The following is a 17,339-nucleotide window of genomic DNA, read 5'->3' as shown; positions in this document are numbered from 1 at the left end:
GCGGCAGCCCGTCACAAAATGAGTCGCTGCCATGTCAGCTTCGCCCGAACCCATCGCCGCCGAAATCACCTACGACGATTTCAGCAAGGTCGACGTGCGGGTCGGCACCATCGTCGCTGCCGAGCCCTATCCGGAAGCGCGCCGCCCGGCCTACAAGCTCACCATCGATTTCGGGCCCGCGATCGGCCTCAAACGCTCTTCGGCGCAGATCACCAAACGCTATGCATTGGATGAACTCGTCGGCCGCCAGGTGGCCGCCGTCGCCAATTTCCCCAAAAAGCAGATCGGCAAATTCATGTCCGAGGTTCTGGTACTGGGATTCCCTGACGAAAACGGAGAAGTCGTCCTCATCGCCCCCACCCTGGGTATCCCCAATGGCGGCCGGCTCTACTAATATAGAAACTATTTACTTTTCTAATTAGCGAGACGAGCATCTTCTCCTGACATGGAGGATGCGATGGCCTGGATCGACGTGGCGGCGGCCGGCGAACTGGCCAGGGCCGGAAAGCTGATCGTACGCCATGAAGGGCGGCAGATACTGCTGCTCGACACGCAAGCGGGCCTCTTCGCCTGCGTCAACCGCTGCCCGCATGAGGGCTATCCGCTGCGCGAGGGCAGCCTCGGCGGCGACGGCAATCGCTGTGTCCTCACTTGCAACTGGCACAATTGGAAATTCGACCTCGCCAGCGGCGAGACGCTTGTGGGCGGCGACAAGCTGCGGCGTTTTCCCGTGCGCAGCCGCGACGCCCGTATCGAAATCGACGTCGTGCCGGAATCCTTGGCCGACCGGCGCCAGGCGGTTCTCGCCGGCCTCACCCGCGCGCTGCACGAAGACGATTCCGACCGCCAGCTTCGCGAGGTGGCGCGGTTGATGCAGTTGGGTATCGACCCGCTCGATGCCGTCCGTACCGCTCTGGCCTGGGCGCAGGATCGCCTGGAATTCGGCGCCACGCATGCGATCGCGGCGGCATCCGACTGGCTGCAACTGGCGGCGGCGGCCAGCCCGGAAGACCGGCTCATCGCCTATGGCGAGATTCTCGGCCACCTTTCCGACGATGCGCGCGACCGCTCGCACTATCCGCTCGCCGCCGGCACCGACGCCTGGAATGAAGAGGCATTCGCCGCCGCCATCGAAGCGCAGGACGAAGCCTCGGCCATGCGCCTGATGCGCGGCGGCCTTGTCGCCGCCCTGTCGACGGACGAATGGCGGCGTGTCCTGGCAAGGATGGCGCTCGCGCATTACGCCGATTTCGGCCATGCCGTGATCTACAGCATCAAGGTCGTGGAACTGATCGGCCTGCTGGGTTCCGACAGCGCGGCACCGCTGCTGGCCATGCTGGTGCGCAGCCTCTGTTTTGCCAGCCGCGAGGATCTGCTGCCGGAATTCCGTTCCTATGCGGAGCAGCTGGCCGGCTGGGGAACTGGCGATGCCGGTCACGGCCGACCTGACCCAGCCGCCTTGCGGCAATCCTCGCCCAGATCGGCGATGCTCCAGGTGCGGAACTGGTCGGCGCTGGCCGACACGGCGGAAATCTGGCCGGTGCTGCTGGAGACGGCGGGCTGGCAATTGCTGCAGGCAGACGAAGACCATTTCCAGGGCACGGATCTGCCCCTGGCCCAGAATGCCAATTGGCTCGATCTCACCCACGCCCTCACCTTCGCCGATGCAGGGGCGCAGGCGGCGATGATGTCGCCCGATTTGTGGCCGGCGGTGATGCTGCAGCTGGCCTGCTTCATCGGCCGCAACAGCGGTTTCGTCGACGCCGCCATCGACACATCGCCCTACGCGGTCGCCGATTTGCCGAACTTCTGGGCGGGAACTCGCCAAGACCTGCTCGATCATGGCCGGGGACGTTTCATCGTTTCGGCGCATCTCATAAAGACGGCCTTCGCCGCCGAACGCCTGGCGGCCGACCATCCGGCACTCGCCGGCCGGCTCGCCGCCGCCGTCAACCGCTTTCTCCACGCACCGCTCAAGGAGCGCCATATCCGCCGCACGGCCCGGCAGATGCTGGATCTTGTCGCCCGGGAGTGATCCGCGTCGCAGTTCGCCGGAATAGGTTCACGCCCCAATCGTTGGAGCGTGACGGCGCGCACTGGACGGTTTTTCGGGCCACGCCTATCTTTTCGGGCAAGGACGGCAACACCGGTCACCATTCATGAAACCCCGATCATCCCACCTTGCGCTTCTGGCAAGGCCCATTGCGATCTCCGTTTCAGGGCGCGATGCGGAACTGCGGCCAAGCGTGGCGCATGCCTATGGCTGCCGCATCGTCGGCGAGGACGAGAAGATTCGCGTCTTCGTCCTGCGCGACGAAGCGCGCCAGGTACTGGCCGACATCGCCGCCAACGGTGCGGTGGCGACGGTCTATAGCGACGTGCGCAGCTTCCGCTCGCTGCAGATCAAGGGCCATGACGCGATCATCGATGCGTTCGATGCCGCCGATGCCGCGGCCCAGGCCGAACATCACCGCCTGACGTCCGCGGAACTTGTGGCGCTTGGCTATCCGGCACCGCTCGCGCATGGCTATTTCAGCGTGCCGCGGCATGCCGACTTTGCGACCGTCACCTTCACACCGCAGGACATCTTCCAGCAGACGCCGGGCCCAGGCGCCGGTGCAAAGCTCGCGGCTGGCCAGGGCGAGGCCCAGTCATGAGCCGCGTCGACCTCGCCAATCTGCGGGCCAGCCTCGAAGGCGCCATTCCCTCGGAGATTGCCACCTGCGATGCCTCCGGCGTGCCCAATGTCAGCGTCATTTCCGACGTGCATTACGTCGATGCGGCGCATGTCGCGATCTCCTATCAGTTCTTCAGCAAGACGCGCGCCAACATCCTCGCCAATCCGCGCGCCACCGTGCTGCTGAAGCACCCAACCACCTGCGCGCAGTATCGTCTCCATCTGCGCTACCTGCGCACCGAACTCGAAGGTCCATTGTTCGAAACCATGCGCGCGAAGCTCGCCGGGATTGCGTCGCATGAAGGCATGTCCGGCATTTTCCGTCTTCTGGGGGCTGACATTTATCACGTCGAAGAGGCTGAAATCGTGCGCGGCGACCTGCTGCCATTGCCGCCGCCATATGCACCGCTGCTGGCCGCCTTGCGCCAGACCCTGCCGCGTTTGCGGGCGGCGCGCGATCTCGACAGCCTGATCGCGACCCTGCTTTCGTCCTTGCGGACCGAGTTCCGCCTGCCGCATGTGATGCTGCTGATGGCCGATGCCGCCTGCGACCGTCTCTATACCGTGGCAAGCCTCGGCTATGCCGAATCCGGCGTCGGCGCCGAAATCCTGCCCGGCCAGGGAGTCATCGGCGTCGCCGCGCGCGAACGCACGCCCATCCGCATCGCCCATGCGACACGCGAATATCTCTATGGCCGCGCCATCCGCGATGCGCTGCGCAGCAGCCCGATGGCGGCACGGCTCGAGACCGAAATTCCGCTGCCGGGCCTGCCCGATAGCGGCAGCCAGATCGCCGTGCCGATCCTCGCCGGCGACGAATTGCTGGGCGTCATCTATGCCGAGAGCCCGGAGCCTGGCCGCTTCGGCTATGACGAGGAAGATGCGCTGATGATTCTCGCCGCCGACGCCGCCGCTTCCATGCGGGCGCTGCAGAGCGACGCGGAGGAAAATGTCGTACCGGCCAGCACGGAATCGCCGCGGGAATCGGGAACGCCGCTTCTGGTCCGCCACTATCCGGCGGACGATAGCGTGTTCATCGACGACGAATATGTGATCAAGGGCGTTGCCGGCGCCATCCTGTGGTTCCTGCTCGGCGAGCATGTCAGGAACGGACGGGTCGAGTTCAGCAACAAGGAATTGCGCCTGGCGCCGCAGATCCGCCTGCCGGAATTCTCGGAAAATCTCGAAGCCCGGCTCATCCTGCTGCGCCGGCGCCTTGCCGAGCGCAACCAGCATCTGGCGCTCGACAAGGCGGGACGCGGCCGCTTCCGCCTCAACCTCGGCCGTCCCGTGCAGCTGGTCGAGGCGGAACGCTGAGCCGGCTTGCACGCGGTCAGGCGAGGTCCGCGGCCAGCGCCACGCGCTCGCTTTCATTGAGATGGGGTTTCACCGTGTCGAGCACGTCGGCGAAGAGTTCCGGCGGCATCGCAGCCTGCATGCCGCGCATCATCATCGCGCGCTGCTGGCGATTGACGTTGGGCAGGATCCAGCGCAGCCAGGTCATCATGCGCTCCGGCTTGATGTGGGCATGGATCCGGTGCTCGATCGCCAGCAGATCGGCGTCGCTATAATGCCGATGGAGGATGTCGGTGTTGGCACTCTCTTCGATTTCCATATGCGCCAGATTCTCCGCAACGAACACGGCCAGCAGGCGGTAGAGGACCTTGAGCGCCCGTTCGCGGCCCAGCGCACCGGCCGTCCGCGCTTCGTCGAGACGCGTTTTCAGGTCGCCGATCGTCTTCACATGATGCGCGTGATCGTCGGCGCAGCGCTTCGACGAGCCGGGGGCGGCTTTTTCCATCGCGCTGTGCAGGAAGGCATTTTCATGGTCGAGATGCTCGGCGCAAAGCTGCAGCAGATCGTCGACGGCCGCCAGCACATCGCCGATATTCTCGGCGCTGGCGAGATCGACGCGGCCGAGGCGGGTGAGCGCGTCGCTCATCGCCGCGCGCAATCCCTTATGGACGAGTTGGTATATTTCGTGCCGCTGCGGCGCCGCCTGTGCATCGTTGGCGGGCATGCAGGTGGCGCTTGCGGGCTGGCGGGCATTGGCTGAGCGGGTGTTCATGGAGCATTTCCTCTGGCAGGGGATCCGGCCGGTCGCGGCCGTGACGTGCCCCGAGCATGGCGCCCGTCCGCCCTTGAGGCATGCTAATTTCCGGCTCACGGAACCCTAACTTTTCGCTAAGCCGATCCTAGAGCGGCAGGCGCAGGACGGCGCGGAGGCCCCCGCCGGGCGCTTCGGAAAGAACGAGGTCGCCGCCATGGCTGCGGACGATGTCGCGGGCGATGGTGAGGCCGAGGCCCGTACCCCCCGTTTCCTGATTGCGCGACTGTTCCAGACGGAAGAAGGGCTTGAACACATCCTCGCGCGAATCCGGCGGGATGCCGGGCCCGTCATCGTCGACCATCACTTCGACATGGCGGGGCTTGAGCGCCATGGTGACCCCGATGGCGCCGGCATAGCGATGCGCATTGCCGATGACATTGCCGAGCGCGCGGCGGAAGGCATCGCGGCGCAGCGGCACCACGACTTTCCGCGCCGGCACGTCGAGGTCGATCAGCGCACCCTGGCGCCGCGCGTCGGCAGCGACATCGGCCACCACTTCGGCCAGATCCGTCGGGGCCGGCTGCTCCATGCCCTCGCCGCGGGCGAATGCCAGATAGGCGCCGATCATGCGTTCCATGTCGGCCACATCCTTCTTGAGATCGGCCGTCTCCGGATCGTTGCCCATCATGGCCAGCTGCAGCTTCATGCGTGTCAGCGGCGTCCTCAGGTCATGGCTGACGCCGGCCAGCATCTCGGTGCGCTGCACGATCTGGCGGCGGATGCGGTTGCGCATCTGGTTGAAGGCCTGGCCGGCCAGCGCCACTTCGGTAGCGCCCTCGGCGCGAAAATCCGCGACCTCGCGGCCCTTGCCGAAATCGTCGGCCGCCTGCGCCAGGCGCTTGATCGGCTTCACCTGATTGCGCATGAACAAGGTAGCTACGGCAAGGAGCGCCAGCGAGGTGCCGACCATCCACAGCAGGAAGACATAGGTCGTCGAACTGAACAGGCGCCGGCGCAGGACGACGACATGCAACACGCCGTCCGCCAGCTGGACATGGATCTCGATATATTTCTCGAGACTCCGGCTGTCGATGATGAAGGGCCGTTCGACCCGGTCCTCGAGCGCCTTGGCCAGCTGCCGGTCGACCAGATTCTGGCGCATGATGGTTGGGTCGTTAGGCAGTATCTCGCCCGGCTTGAATTCGAGACTGAGGCCCATATCGTCATGCGCCGTTTCGAACAATGTATTGACGGCGACTTCATTGTCCGACGGCGCACTGCCGGCACGCGGCATCAATCTCGTCACCGCGCCGATCTCGCCGGCGACCGATTGCGCCAGGCGCTTCGTGACCGTGTTCCAATGGCTGTCGTAGAAGACCCAGGCGGAAATCACCTGCAGCAGCACGATGGGCGTCACGATGATGAGGATCGAGCGGCCGAGCAGCGAGCGCGGCAGCATGCGCTCGATCCCGACCAGCCATCCCTGCAGGGGCGCGGTCATGGCGCCTCAATCCGGCCGCAGCACATAGCCGATGCCGCGCACCGTCTGCAGATAGCGCGGAAAGCGCGGATCGTCCTCGATCTTGCGGCGAAGGCGCGTCATCTGCACGTCGATGAGGCGCGAGGCGCCGACCTCGATCACATTGCCCTCGCCATTCTCCAGCGGCGCATCCTCGCCTTCGGCCGGACCGGCGCGCGTTGCCAGTTCGTCGCGGCTGACCGGCTGACCGGCCCGCCGGGCAAGGACGAGCAGCAGGTCGCTCTCGCCCTCGGTGAGGTGCACGATATCGCCAGCCTTATAGAGGCGCCGGCGTTCCAGCTCGAAAGCGAAGGCACCGAACTTGATGGTGCCCGCGGTGGCGGCCGGCATGGCCGCGCGCGGCTGGGCACGCTTCAGGATGGCATTGATGCGCAGCACCAGCTCCTTGGGCTCGAAGGGTTTGGCCAGATAGTCGTCGGCGCCCACTTCAAGGCCCGCAATACGGTCCTGCACTTCGCTCATCGCGGTCAGCAGCAGGATCGGCACCGAACTGTCGCTGCGCAGCGATCTGGTGAGATCGAGCCCGCTTTCGCCCGGCATCATGATATCGAGCACGATGAGATCGAAGGCGATGCTCTTGAGCTTGGCACGCGCCTCGGCGGCGTCGGTCGCCACCGTCACGCGGAAACCCTGTTCGCTTAAGTAGCGCGCGATGAGATCGCGCAGCCTCTTATCGTCATCGACGACCAGGATATGGGCAAGTACGGCCATGGGCTAGCGCGACCCGGTATTGCCTGTTCCGGTCGGCGCGGTGCCCGGAATCGATCCCGGCCCGGCCGGATTCTGCATACGGAACCGGCCGCGATCTTCTTCGTTGATGAGGCCGAGCAGCACCTTCTTGAAACCTTCGACCGCCTCGGCACCGGCAGCCTTGTAGGCCCGGGCGACGAGTGCGCGCTGGTCTTCTGTGAGGCGCCGTTCCAGCTCGGCGCCCTTGTCGGTGAGGCTGAGCAGACGTTGGCGGCGGTCCGTGGTGCCGGGGCGCTGGACGATGAACCCTTCGCGCACCAACTGCGAGAGCACCCTGGAGAGGCTCTGCTTGGTGATCTTCAATATGTCGAGAAGGTCCGAGACCGTCATCCCCGGATTGCGCCCGACGAAATAGATGACACGGTGGTGTGCCCGGCCGAAATTATAGGCGGCCAACGTCTGGTCGGCGCGCGCCGTAAAGTCGCGATAGCCGAAAAACAACAGCTCGATTCCCTGCCGGAGCTCATCGTCTCGCAGGAACAAGGGGTTAGGCGTTGATTTCAAATCGGGCATTTTTTATGTCAGCCATGTTGACTTATCTAATCGAATATTTTAAAACAGCGTCATTCCGGGTTCCTTTATAACCCGATGTGAAGCCCCGTGGAGGAATTCATGAGTTTAGTGCCTTTCGACGACCGTGACGGCGAAATCTGGATGGACGGCAATTTCATTCCCTGGCGGGAAGCGAAGCTCCACGTCCTCACCCATGCGCTCCATTATGCCTCAGCCGTGTTCGAAGGCGAACGCTCCTATAACGGCAAGGTATTCAAATCCCGCGCCCATACCGAGCGCCTGCATAAATCGGCCGAAATCGTCGGCTATGCGATCCCCTTCTCGGTCGATGCGATCGAGGCGGCCAAGACCGAGCTGGTGCGCCGGACCGGTTTCAAGAACTGCTATGTGCGCGCCATCGCCTGGCGCGGCAGCGAAATGATGGGGGTCTCGGCCCAGCATAATAAGATCCACCTCGCCATCGCCGCCTGGGAATGGCCCTCTTATTTCTCGCCCGAGCTGCTGGCCAACGGCATCCGGCTGAAATGGGCCAGGTACAAGCGTCCGGCCCCGGACACGGCGCCGACCGCCGCCAAGGCATCCGGCCTCTACCAGATCTGCACGATCTCCAAGCATGAGGCGGAGCGTGACGGCTTCCAGGACGCGATGATGCTGGACTATCGCGGCCTCCTCGCCGAGGCGACGGGCGCCAACGTGTTCCTGGTGCAGAATGGCGAACTGCACACGCCCAAGCCCGATTGCTTCCTCAACGGCCTCACCCGCCAGACGGTGATCGAGCTCGCCCAGCGCCGCCAGATCAAGGTGGTCGAGCGCGCCATCCAGCCGGAGGAACTGGCCAAGACCGACGAGGTCTTCCTGGTGGGCTCGGCAGCCGAGGTGACGCCCGTGGGCCAGGTCGGCGATTACAAGTTCACGCCGGGCCCGATCACCCGGCAGATGCGCGAAGACTATCTGAAGGAAGTCGGCGCCTGAACTTGACACCGACCGGACGGACAATGAGCGCGGGAGCCAAACTCCCGCGCTTTTTCTTTCCGGACAAAAAACGGGGTGCCGCGAACGGCACCCCGGGGACAGTCTGAGGTGGAAGTGGGGCGGCCGACGTCGGTGGGGGATGGGGATACCAACGTCGGCCTGACCGGGCGCCGCTGCAGGAAGGTGGTTCCTGCCGGGCAGGGGCGGTGACGGCGCCCGGCCTTTATCCTTGGAACATCAAGCTTGCTTCAAGTTGACGGCGATGAAGTGATCGCGCCCGTCGCGGTTGACCAGCATGACCAGGACCGGCTTGTCGCTTTTCTGCGCCGCCTCGGCGAGGCGTGCTATCTCGGCTGGGTCCGAAACATCCCGATTGCCGACACGCTCGATCACGTCGCCAGGCTTCAGTCCCTGATCGATCAGCGGCGAATCGTCATCGAGATCGACGATAACGACGCCCTGCGTGTCGTCGCCGATGCCGAAGGCCTGGCGTGCTTCCGGCGTCAGTGTCGCCAGGCGCGCGCCCAGCGCGGCGCTTTGGGCACCGGTGCCGGATTCCTCGCCATTATCGTTGGCGGCGACCTGTTCGGGTTTCAGCTTGCCGATTTCGACGGAAACTTCCTTCTCATGCCCGTCGCGCAGAATGTCGATACTGGCCTTCGAGCCCGGATCGGCGGCCGCCACCAGGCGCGGCAGGTCGCGCATTTCCAGGACCTTGGCGCCGTTGAAGGCCAGCACCACGTCGCCGGGCTTGAGATCGGCCTTGGCCGCCGGCGAGCTTGGGTCGATATTGGCGATGAGCGCGCCCTTGGGCTCGTCGAGGCCGATGCCCTTGGCAAGATCCGGTGTCACCTGCTGAATCTCGACCCCCAGCCAGCCGCGGTCGATCGAGCCTTTCTCCCGCAGTTCAGCCACGACGGTCTTGGCAAGGTTGCTGGGGATGGCGAAGCCGATGCCGACCGACCCGCCGGAAGGCGAGAAGATCGCCGTATTGATGCCAACCACATGGCCGCTCATGTCGAAGGTCGGCCCGCCGGAATTGCCCTGGTTGATGGCGGCGTCGATCTGCAGGAAATCGTCGAACGGCCCTTCATGAATGTCGCGGCTCCTGGCCGAGACGATACCGGTGGTGACCGATCCGCCGAGCCCGAATGGATTGCCGACGGCCAACACCCAATCGCCCACCCGGGCCTTGTCCGAATCGCCCCAGGGAACGGCGGGCAAGGGCTTCTTCGGTTCGACCTTGAGCAAGGCGAGGTCGGTCTTCGGATCCGTGCCGATGAGCTTGGCCGGATATTCGGTGCCGTCGGCCAGCGTCACATTGATGTCGGTCGATTCCTCGATCACATGGTTGTTGGTGACGATATAGCCGGTGGGATCGATGACGAAGCCGGAGCCCAGCGACATCGCCTTGCGCATCTGCTTGTGGCGGCCGCCCTGCTGCTCCTCGAACTGGCGGAAGAAATCCTCGAAGGGCGACCCCTTGGGGAATTGCGGCATCTCAGGCTGGTCCGCCTCGGCGATCTTGCGCGAGGAAGAAATGTTCACCACGGCCGGCGTCACCTTGGCGGCCAGATCGGCAAAGCTCGCCGGCCGGGCATCGCCGGCCGCCTGGTCCGCCTGCGCCTCGGCGACATGGGCAAGGCCGATGGCGGGCGGAATGACGGCAAGCGCCCCCATGAAGAGGGCCGCGCGGCCGACGGTCGCGAACAGCCGGGAGCGGCTTCTTTCAGGAGCATGAGGTGCCTGTTCAAGCAGCGATCGGGTCATTTTTCTCTCCGTTCTCGGGCGCATTTCGGGCGGCGCATTTCGGGCCGCGTTGAAGGCGATATTGTTCCTGCCCTGTCACAGCGCCATGTCGGCCGACATGCTATTTGGCAACGGATTGCGTCCGGGGCTTGCCTTGTTACAAAACGTTACCAAATTGGCTGGCGCCGGCCCCGAGCGCCGGATAACACTGGCGCCATGAGCGAAAAAGCAGCCCATATCCTGATCGTCGACGACGACCGCGAAATCCGCGACCTGCTCTCGCGTTTCCTGGAAAAGCACGGTTTCCGCTGCAGCCAGGCCGCGGACGGCCGCGACATGCGCCGGCAGCTGGCCGATGCCAGGATCGATCTCATCGTACTCGACGTCATGATGCCCGGCGAAACCGGGCTGCAGCTTTGCGCGCAGCTCCGTGCCGACCGCAACACGGCGTTGTCGCGCTTACCCGTCATCATGCTGACCGCCGCCGGCGAAGAAACGGACCGCATCGTCGGCCTGGAAATGGGAGCCGACGATTATCTGCCCAAGCCCTTCAGCCCGCGCGAGTTGCTGGCGCGCATCCGCGCCGTGCTACGCCGGGGCGGGCATGAGGCAGCCCACGCCAATGAGCCGGTGCAGATGCTGATGTTCGAGGATTGGCGCATCGATCTTTCGGCACGCCGGGTCGCCGGTCCGGCCGGCGAGGTCGAATTGTCGACCGGCGAGTTCGACCTGCTGGTGGCGCTGGCCGAACGGCCGCAGCGCGTGCTCTCGCGCGATCAGTTGCTGGACCTCACCAAGGGCCGCTCGGCCCAGCCCTTCGACCGCAGCATCGACGTTCAGATCGGCCGCTTGCGGCGCAAGATCGAAAGCGACCCGGGGCAGCCGCGCTTCGTCACCACCGTGCGCGGCGGTGGCTACATGTTCGCGGTCAAGGTGACGCGGGAAACCGGCCTGGCATGAACCGCCGCTTTTTCCCGGACAGTATTCTGGCCTGGCTGCTGCTGATCCTGGTGACAGGCGTGCTGGCAAGCCAGGCCGTTACCATGCTGCTGCACAATCTCAACCGCAACGAGGTGCTGCTGCACCTCGAAGACCAGCGCGCGGCCGAACGCATAGCGGCCCTTGTCGCCTTCCTCGATCATACGGCACCGGCCTTGCGCCGGGGCGTGGCCGATGCGATGAGCGGCCCGTCGCTCGATGCCCGCGTATCCGGCCAGCCGCTCGTCGCCACCTCGGCGGCACCGCGCGAACTGGCACCGCTTGCCGGCGCCATCGCCGATCGCCTCAAAGGTGTCGGCTGGCAGGAAATCCGGGTCGGCAGCGGCCAGCCCAGCGAAAGCGAACGCGCGGCCGATATCGTGCCCATTCGTGTCGCCATCGGCCTGATCGACGGAACCTGGCTCAATTTCCAGTTCCCGATGGTGGCGAGCCTTCCTTGGGCATCGCCGCAATTGCTGGGGCTTACGGTCGGCTCGGTCGTCGCCGTGCTCGGCCTCTGCCTCTATGCTCTGTTGCGGCTGATGCGGCCGCTCGACCGGCTCACGCGCGCGGCCGAGGCGCTGGGACGTGCCGGCACCACGCAGCAATTGCCGGAAACGGGAATCGGCGAAGTACGCCGCGCCGCCAGCGCCTTCAACAAGATGCAGGCGCGGATCGGCCGCCTGATCGAAGACCGGCTGCTGATGATCGCGGCCATCTCGCACGACCTGAAAACCCCCATCACGCGGCTGCGCCTGCGCGCCGAACTGATGGACGACGAGGAAACGCGCCAGAAGCTGCTGAAGGATCTCGACGAAATGGAGGCGATGATCGGCTCCACCCTCGCCTTCGCGCGCGAGGAGGGGAATCCCGAACCCCCGCAGGCGATCGATCTGCGCGCCCTGGTCAAGGAGGCCGGCGAGCATCAACCGCGGATGCGTCTCTGCATCGCCGGGACCGGACCTTGGGAAACCAGGGCGCAGGCCCTGGCCCTCAAGCGCGCCATCGCCAATCTCGTCGACAATGCCGTCAAATATGGCGGCGAGGCCATTGTCAGCCTCAGCCGGGGCAAGGACCGGGAGGGCCATCCCTGTTTCGAGCTTCGCATCGACGATCGCGGTCCCGGTATCCCGCCTGACGAAATGGAGCGCGTCTTCCGCCCCTTCTACCGTCTGGAAGCATCGCGCAACCGCGATCTGGGCGGGACCGGCCTGGGTCTGGCCATCGCGCGTTCGGCGATCCGCGCGCAAGGCGGCGAGGTTGAGTTGCACAATCGTATAGGGTCGGACGGGACGATTGCGGGTCTGACGGCGCATGTGTTGCTGCCAGTGTGAGTCCGCGATTCATTAACAGCGCCGCCGCATATTTTACTTTTTTTTCACCATTCACCGCTCTTGTTGATTGCTGCCGCATGCTTTAGTGAGTTCTGCAACCAGAGAATAGCGAGACGGCAGCCGGCTTTTTGCCAATTACATGGTTGCAGCGTCGAAGCTGTCACAAGATCAGAACCGTCAAAAATTAAGAATCGACCGGTCGGCACGACTCCGTTTGCAATGGGATCGCCGAGCCGGACGCGCAATGGGGCGGCAGAAGAATGGCGTCGAGTACCGAGCTGATTGAGCTGATGGCGGAGCGCAAACAGGAAGAAGCGCTCAAGGACGCCGAACAGCAGATTCTGCGTGCGATCGTCGAGGACGTTCCGCTGCCGGAAATCCTGGATCTTGCCTGCCGCGCATTGGAAAGCGTGCTCAACAAGGCACTCTGTTCGGTCCTGCTGCTGTCGCCGGACGGTAAGCACCTCGTGCACGGCGCGGCGCCCCATCTGCCCGGCGCCTATGCATCCGCCATCGACGGTGTCGCCATCGGCCCGGCTGTCGGTTCCTGCGGCACGGCGGCCTATCGCGGCGAGATGGTGGTGGTCGAGGATATCGCGAACGATCCGCTCTGGGCCGATTTCAAGCAGCTCGCCGCCACCCATGATCTGCGCGCCTGCTGGTCGATTCCGCTGAAATCGAAAGGCGGCGCGGTGCTCGGCACCTTTGCCACCTATCACCGCTTTGTCTATCGTCCCAGCCAGCGCGAGTTCGACATCGCCTGGCGCCTGGCCGCTTCGACGGCGATCGCCATCCAGCGCAAACTGCTCGATGAAGCCCTGATCGAGGAAAAGGAACGCGCCGAGGCGGCGAGCCGGGCGAAGTCCGAGTTCCTCGCCAATATGAGCCATGAACTGCGCACGCCCCTGAACGCCATTCTCGGCTTTTCGGAAGCCATCGACCGGATTCTGCTGGACCCTGAAAAGACCCGCGAATATGCGCGCGACATCCATCGCAGCGGCAGCCAGCTGCTCGATCTCATCAACGGCCTGCTCGATGTCGGGCGCATCGAATCCGGCACGGCGAAATTCAACCGGCAGCGCTTCAATCTGCCGACCAATCTGGCCGAACAGGTCGACCTGGTGCGCCATGCCTTTCCCGACGCGGCGCCGATCGGCATCGAGACGGGGCCGGATTGCCCGGATATCCTGGTCGACACGCGCAGCTTCCGCCAGGTGATCCTCAACATCGTCGGCAATGCCGCGAAATTCACGCCCGCCACCGGCCGGATCGAGATCGCGGTGGAGGGCGCGGCGCCGGGCCTGCGCATCGTCGTCACGGATACCGGCCCCGGAATCCCGCCCGAGATCATGCACGATCTCGGCCAGCCTTTCCGCTCGGGCGAGGCAGCCTATAGCCGCAAATATGGCGGCAGCGGCCTAGGGCTCTATATCAGCCGCAAGCTCATCCAGGGTCATAACGGCTCGCTTGAAGTGGCGAGCGAGGTCGGCAGGGGAACGCGCATCACCATCGGCCTGCCGGAAGCGGCTGTCCTGCGCGCGGGCCAGCACGGGCCGGGCTGAACCGGCTGCCCTACTCTGCCGCCCGGCCGTTGTCCCAGACGATCTGCGCCCTGGGTCGCGCGGCGTCGGCCCGCTCCCAGTCGAACATATAGTCGCGCGTGATCGGCACGGCGTCGATGCCGCGGCCAAGCTGCATCTGGAACACCATGTTGTAATCGTAGCGGAACGACAGTTCGGAACCGATCAGGTAGAATTCCCACATGCGGCAGAAGCGTTCGTCATAGAGGGCGCGGATTGCAGCGCGGTTGCGATCGAAATTCTCGCGCCAACCCTTCAGGGTCTCGGCGTAATGCAGGCGCAGGATTTCGATGTCGGTGACCCAGAGACCGGTCCGTTCGACCACCGGCAGCACTTCGGAAAGTGCCGGCGAATAGCCGCCTGGGAAGATATACTTCCTCAACCACGGATTTGTATGGCCGGGACCGTCGCGCCGGCCGATCGCGTGCAGCAGGGCGACACCGCCCGGCACCAGCAGTTCTTCGACCTTCGCAAAGAATTCCGGGAAATGCTTGAGGCCCACATGTTCGAACATGCCGACCGAGACGATGCGCTCGAAGCGGCCCGGCTCCAGGCGATAGTCCTGCAGCTTGAAGTCGACCTCGCCCTCGAGCCCGGCGGCCTTCACCCGCGCGCAGGCGATTTCATGCTGTTCCCTGGAAAGAGTGACGCCCGTGACCTTCACGCCCGCCGTCTTGGCGAGATAGATGCCGAGCCCGCCCCAGCCGCAGCCGATATCGAGCACGCGCTGGCCGGGCTTCAGGAGCAGCTTCGAGGCGATATGGCGCATCTTGGCCTGCTGTGCCTCCGCCAGCGTCGCCGTGGCGCTGGTGAAGTAGGCGCAGGAATATTGCATGCTGTCGTCGAGGAAGAGTTCGAACAGCTTGCGGCTGAGATCGTAGTGATGCGCCACATGCTGCTGCGCGGCACCGACCGGATTGTGCTGATGCCACCAGCGCAGCATGCGGTTGACCAGGCTGAGGATCCGTTGCGACTTCACGCCCAGCAGCCCTTGCGTGTTCTTCATCGCGATATCGATGAAATCGTAGAGCGACCCATCCTCGATCGTGAGGGTCCCGTCCATATAGGCCTCGCCCACCTTGAGCCAGGGGTTGAGGCCGAGTTTCCACTTCAGCGCCGGATCGTTGAGGCGCAGCGTGACGGACGGCGCGCCGCCGCCGAAATCCTGGCGACGACCGCGATGATCGATGAGCGCGATATGTCCGATGTGGATACTGGCACGCAAGAGTCTGGCAAACATCGCCCACCCCCTTCTCCATGCCGGCACCCATCCCGAGACCGGCACTGTCATCTTGGTTAAGGATAGGTAAGGAATCTTTCCCGCGTCAATCGTCCTAACTGGCGCGAGCCCTGCTGCTGGAACAAAGCTGCCATCTAATTACTGCGCTGCAACAATGAGATGGCCTATAGAATGGAAACTCTAAAAACTGTCGGGTGACTGCCACTCGGCCCGCACATCCGGGTCTTCTTCATGCGAAACGCCCGTGGCCCGCAGCGCGTGCCAGGCAGCCGGATCCAGCCGCGAGAGGGCCCAGACCGCCATGCCCCGCACGACCGGAGATGGATCGGACATCAGAACTTCGACGGCCGGCAACAGTTCCCTTTGGCCGCTATTGCCGATGGCGATGAGGATGTTGCGGACGAAACGGTTGCGGCCGATCCGCTTGACCGGCGATCCCGAGAAGAGCGCGCGGAAGGCGGCATCGTCGAGGCGCGCGAGATCGGCGAGGCGTGGCGCGGTGAGGTCGGCGCGCGCCATCAGCGGCGCGTGGCTCGTCGCCCGCGCGAACTTGTTCCACGGGCAGACGCTGAGGCAATCGTCGCAGCCATAGATGCGATTGCCCATCGGCGCGCGCAGCTCGCGCGGGATGGGACCTGCGTGCTCGATGGTGAGATAGGAAATGCAGCGCCGCGCATCGAGCTGATAGGGCGCCGGAAAGGCCGCCGTCGGACAAATGTCGAGACAGCGGCGGCACTGGCCGCAACGGTCGATCTCCGCCGCATCCGGCGGCAGATCGAGCGCCAGGTAGATTTCGCCCAGGAACAGCCAGGAACCGAAGCTGCGCGAGACGAGATTGGTATGTTTCCCCTGCCAGCCGATGCCGCCCTGCGCCGCCAAGGGTTTTTCCATGACCGGTGCCGTATCGACGAAGACCTTGATATCGACCTTGCAGGTTTCCGCGATCCAGCGTCCGACTTCCTTGAGCCGTTTCTTCACCAGGTCATGATAGTCGCGGTGGCGCGCATAGACGGAGATGGCGGCGCGGTCGCGCTGTTCCAGGATGGTCAGCGGGTCGGCATCGGGTGCGTAATTCATGCCCAGAACCACCACGCTCCTGGCATCCGGCCATAATGTTCGCGGATCGCCCCGGCGATCGGCTTTCTCCACCATCCAGCCCATGTCGCCATGGCGGCCGGCGGCGAGGAATTCCTGGAGATGCCGGCGCGTTTCGGCAGCGAGTGTCGCGGCCGCGAAGCCGACGGCGTCGAAACCGGCGGCCAGCGCCTTCGCGCGGATGGCGGTCTTGATCGCGGCTGAGTCGTGGACAACGGTCATAGGCCTGCTTGCATTCTGTCACCCATGTTGGCCCCCTCCCTCCCGATCCATGGATGACCCGCTTTCGCGGGCCATGACAAGAAGCAAGAAACGTGTCATCCCCGCGCAAGCGGGGAACCATTCATCAGGCGGCCCGCTTCCGCGCGGCATGATAAGGAAGAAAAGCGGACTCAGCCGCGGCCGCGATAGGTAGGCACGCCCTGATCGGGCAGGAACAAATCCTTCGGCCGGCGCCCATGTTCGAAGAAGACGTCGATCGGGATGCCGCCGCGCGGATACCAATAGCCGCCGATCCGCAGCCATTTCGGCTTCGCCACCGCGATGAAGCGCTTGGCGATGTCGATCGTGGTGCCTTCGTGGAAGCCGCCATGATTGCGGAACGAGGTAAGATAGAGCTTCAGCGATTTCGATTCGATGAGCCACTTGTCCGGCACATAATCGATGACGAGATGCGCGAAATCCGGCTGGCCCGTCACCGGGCAGAGGCAGGTGAATTCCGGCGCCGTATAGCGCGCCACATAGGCCGTGCCTGGATGCGGATTGGGCACGCGCTCCAGCACCGCCGCTTCGGGCGTCGCCGCCGTCTCGGCCTTGGCGCCGAGCTGCGTGAGGCCGCTATAGGCTGGTTTCTTCGGCATG

16 protein-coding genes are annotated in these 17,339 nt (G+C 64.6%); 8 read left to right on the top strand and 8 right to left on the bottom strand.

Annotated elements, in window-relative coordinates; translation table 11 throughout:
* Positions 1 to 31: 31 nt before the first annotated feature.
* The 4 genes from ACE3TY_RS15325 to ACE3TY_RS15310 all read left to right on the top strand — a co-directional run bounded on the left by ACE3TY_RS15325 (position 32) and on the right by ACE3TY_RS15310 (position 3,994).
* Positions 32 to 394 carry a tRNA-binding protein gene (locus tag ACE3TY_RS15325; protein WP_374654473.1) on the top strand — a complete coding sequence of 121 codons (363 nt, stop codon included), beginning with the start codon at positions 32 to 34 and terminating at the stop codon, positions 392 to 394.
* A 63-nt stretch (positions 395 to 457) separates the two neighbouring features.
* The gene (locus ACE3TY_RS15320; RefSeq protein ID WP_374654471.1) at positions 458 to 2,035 is read left to right on the top strand and encodes a Rieske (2Fe-2S) protein; all 1,578 of its coding nucleotides are present in this window, start codon (positions 458 to 460) and stop codon (positions 2,033 to 2,035) included.
* 124 nt (positions 2,036 to 2,159) lie between these two features.
* Positions 2,160 to 2,657, top strand: a complete 498-nt coding sequence (locus ACE3TY_RS15315) for a hypothetical protein (protein ID WP_374654469.1) — start codon at positions 2,160 to 2,162, stop codon at positions 2,655 to 2,657.
* A complete protein-coding gene (locus ACE3TY_RS15310) occupies positions 2,654 to 3,994 on the top strand; it encodes a GAF domain-containing protein (RefSeq protein ID WP_374654467.1) in 1,341 nt (446 codons plus the stop codon). Before ACE3TY_RS15315 ends, ACE3TY_RS15310 begins: the two co-directional genes overlap by 4 nt.
* A gap of 16 nt (positions 3,995 to 4,010) precedes the next feature.
* Here the strand turns inward: ACE3TY_RS15310 and ACE3TY_RS15305 are convergent, their stop codons facing one another.
* The 4 genes from ACE3TY_RS15305 to ACE3TY_RS15290 form a co-directional block, all read right to left on the bottom strand.
* The gene (locus tag ACE3TY_RS15305; protein ID WP_374654465.1) at positions 4,011 to 4,745 is read right to left on the bottom strand and encodes a hypothetical protein; all 735 of its coding nucleotides are present in this window, start codon (positions 4,743 to 4,745) and stop codon (positions 4,011 to 4,013) included.
* Positions 4,746 to 4,872: 127 nt separating this feature from the next.
* Positions 4,873 to 6,228 (bottom strand): ATP-binding protein, encoded by a 1,356-nt coding sequence (locus ACE3TY_RS15300; RefSeq protein ID WP_374654463.1) that lies wholly within the window; start codon positions 6,226 to 6,228, stop codon positions 4,873 to 4,875.
* 6 nt (positions 6,229 to 6,234) lie between these two features.
* The gene (locus ACE3TY_RS15295) at positions 6,235 to 6,978 is read right to left on the bottom strand and encodes a response regulator (protein ID WP_374654461.1); all 744 of its coding nucleotides are present in this window, start codon (positions 6,976 to 6,978) and stop codon (positions 6,235 to 6,237) included.
* A gap of 3 nt (positions 6,979 to 6,981) precedes the next feature.
* A complete protein-coding gene (locus ACE3TY_RS15290; RefSeq protein ID WP_374654459.1) occupies positions 6,982 to 7,530 on the bottom strand; it encodes a MarR family winged helix-turn-helix transcriptional regulator in 549 nt (182 codons plus the stop codon).
* 99 nt (positions 7,531 to 7,629) lie between these two features.
* Here ACE3TY_RS15290 and ACE3TY_RS15285 point away from each other — a divergent pair, with 99 nt between their 5' ends.
* Positions 7,630 to 8,502, top strand: coding sequence for a branched-chain amino acid aminotransferase (locus tag ACE3TY_RS15285; protein ID WP_374654457.1), 873 nt, complete (start codon positions 7,630 to 7,632; stop codon positions 8,500 to 8,502).
* Between the two features lie 237 nt (positions 8,503 to 8,739).
* On the opposite strand, the gene ACE3TY_RS15280 is transcribed toward ACE3TY_RS15285, so the two are convergent.
* Positions 8,740 to 10,272, bottom strand: coding sequence for a DegQ family serine endoprotease (locus ACE3TY_RS15280; RefSeq protein WP_374654455.1), 1,533 nt, complete (start codon positions 10,270 to 10,272; stop codon positions 8,740 to 8,742).
* A gap of 195 nt (positions 10,273 to 10,467) precedes the next feature.
* Between ACE3TY_RS15280 and ACE3TY_RS15275 the strand changes: the two genes are divergently transcribed.
* The 3 genes from ACE3TY_RS15275 (at position 10,468) to ACE3TY_RS15265 (ending at position 14,125) form a co-directional block, all read left to right on the top strand.
* Positions 10,468 to 11,211 carry a response regulator gene (locus ACE3TY_RS15275; protein WP_374654453.1) on the top strand — a complete coding sequence of 248 codons (744 nt, stop codon included), beginning with the start codon at positions 10,468 to 10,470 and terminating at the stop codon, positions 11,209 to 11,211.
* Positions 11,208 to 12,563: an ATP-binding protein gene (locus ACE3TY_RS15270; protein WP_374654451.1), complete on the top strand. Its 1,356-nt coding sequence runs from the start codon at positions 11,208 to 11,210 to the stop codon at positions 12,561 to 12,563. The genes ACE3TY_RS15275 and ACE3TY_RS15270 overlap by 4 nt, the downstream gene beginning before the upstream one ends.
* A gap of 260 nt (positions 12,564 to 12,823) precedes the next feature.
* Positions 12,824 to 14,125, top strand: a complete 1,302-nt coding sequence (locus ACE3TY_RS15265) for an ATP-binding protein (protein WP_374654449.1) — start codon at positions 12,824 to 12,826, stop codon at positions 14,123 to 14,125.
* Between the two features lie 10 nt (positions 14,126 to 14,135).
* Here the strand turns inward: ACE3TY_RS15265 and ACE3TY_RS15260 are convergent, their stop codons facing one another.
* The 3 genes from ACE3TY_RS15260 to queF form a co-directional block, all read right to left on the bottom strand.
* Positions 14,136 to 15,383, bottom strand: a complete 1,248-nt coding sequence (locus tag ACE3TY_RS15260) for a class I SAM-dependent methyltransferase (protein ID WP_374654447.1) — start codon at positions 15,381 to 15,383, stop codon at positions 14,136 to 14,138.
* A gap of 180 nt (positions 15,384 to 15,563) precedes the next feature.
* On the bottom strand, positions 15,564 to 16,700 hold the full coding sequence (gene queG / locus ACE3TY_RS15255) for a tRNA epoxyqueuosine(34) reductase QueG (RefSeq protein WP_374654445.1): 1,137 nt from the start codon (positions 16,698 to 16,700) through the stop codon (positions 15,564 to 15,566).
* 170 nt (positions 16,701 to 16,870) lie between these two features.
* Complete coding sequence (gene queF, locus ACE3TY_RS15250) at positions 16,871 to 17,338, bottom strand: preQ(1) synthase (protein ID WP_374654443.1); 468 nt, start codon at positions 17,336 to 17,338, stop codon at positions 16,871 to 16,873.
* Position 17,339 lies beyond the last annotated feature (1 nt).

The organism is Dongia sp. (assembly GCF_041918875.1).
GTDB lineage: Bacteria > Pseudomonadota > Alphaproteobacteria > Dongiales > Dongiaceae > Dongia.
Note: the sequence above shows the minus strand (reverse complement) of the source record. Positions and strands in the feature narration are given on the sequence as shown.

Coding starts and splice junctions, on each gene's coding strand:
- ACE3TY_RS15265 (WP_374654449.1), top strand. CDS start 12,824: ATGGCGTCGAGTACCGAGCTGATTGAGCTGATGGCGGAGCGCAAACAG.
- ACE3TY_RS15290 (WP_374654459.1), bottom strand. CDS start 7,530: ATGCCCGATTTGAAATCAACGCCTAACCCCTTGTTCCTGCGAGACGAT.
- ACE3TY_RS15300 (WP_374654463.1), bottom strand. CDS start 6,228: ATGACCGCGCCCCTGCAGGGATGGCTGGTCGGGATCGAGCGCATGCTG.
- ACE3TY_RS15325 (WP_374654473.1), top strand. CDS start 32: ATGTCAGCTTCGCCCGAACCCATCGCCGCCGAAATCACCTACGACGAT.
- ACE3TY_RS15295 (WP_374654461.1), bottom strand. CDS start 6,978: ATGGCCGTACTTGCCCATATCCTGGTCGTCGATGACGATAAGAGGCTG.
- queF (WP_374654443.1), bottom strand. CDS start 17,338: ATGCCGAAGAAACCAGCCTATAGCGGCCTCACGCAGCTCGGCGCCAAG.
- ACE3TY_RS15280 (WP_374654455.1), bottom strand. CDS start 10,272: ATGACCCGATCGCTGCTTGAACAGGCACCTCATGCTCCTGAAAGAAGC.
- ACE3TY_RS15315 (WP_374654469.1), top strand. CDS start 2,160: ATGAAACCCCGATCATCCCACCTTGCGCTTCTGGCAAGGCCCATTGCG.
- ACE3TY_RS15305 (WP_374654465.1), bottom strand. CDS start 4,745: ATGAACACCCGCTCAGCCAATGCCCGCCAGCCCGCAAGCGCCACCTGC.
- queG (WP_374654445.1), bottom strand. CDS start 16,700: ATGACCGTTGTCCACGACTCAGCCGCGATCAAGACCGCCATCCGCGCG.
- ACE3TY_RS15260 (WP_374654447.1), bottom strand. CDS start 15,383: ATGTTTGCCAGACTCTTGCGTGCCAGTATCCACATCGGACATATCGCG.
- ACE3TY_RS15270 (WP_374654451.1), top strand. CDS start 11,208: ATGAACCGCCGCTTTTTCCCGGACAGTATTCTGGCCTGGCTGCTGCTG.
- ACE3TY_RS15310 (WP_374654467.1), top strand. CDS start 2,654: ATGAGCCGCGTCGACCTCGCCAATCTGCGGGCCAGCCTCGAAGGCGCC.
- ACE3TY_RS15285 (WP_374654457.1), top strand. CDS start 7,630: ATGAGTTTAGTGCCTTTCGACGACCGTGACGGCGAAATCTGGATGGAC.
- ACE3TY_RS15320 (WP_374654471.1), top strand. CDS start 458: ATGGCCTGGATCGACGTGGCGGCGGCCGGCGAACTGGCCAGGGCCGGA.
- ACE3TY_RS15275 (WP_374654453.1), top strand. CDS start 10,468: ATGAGCGAAAAAGCAGCCCATATCCTGATCGTCGACGACGACCGCGAA.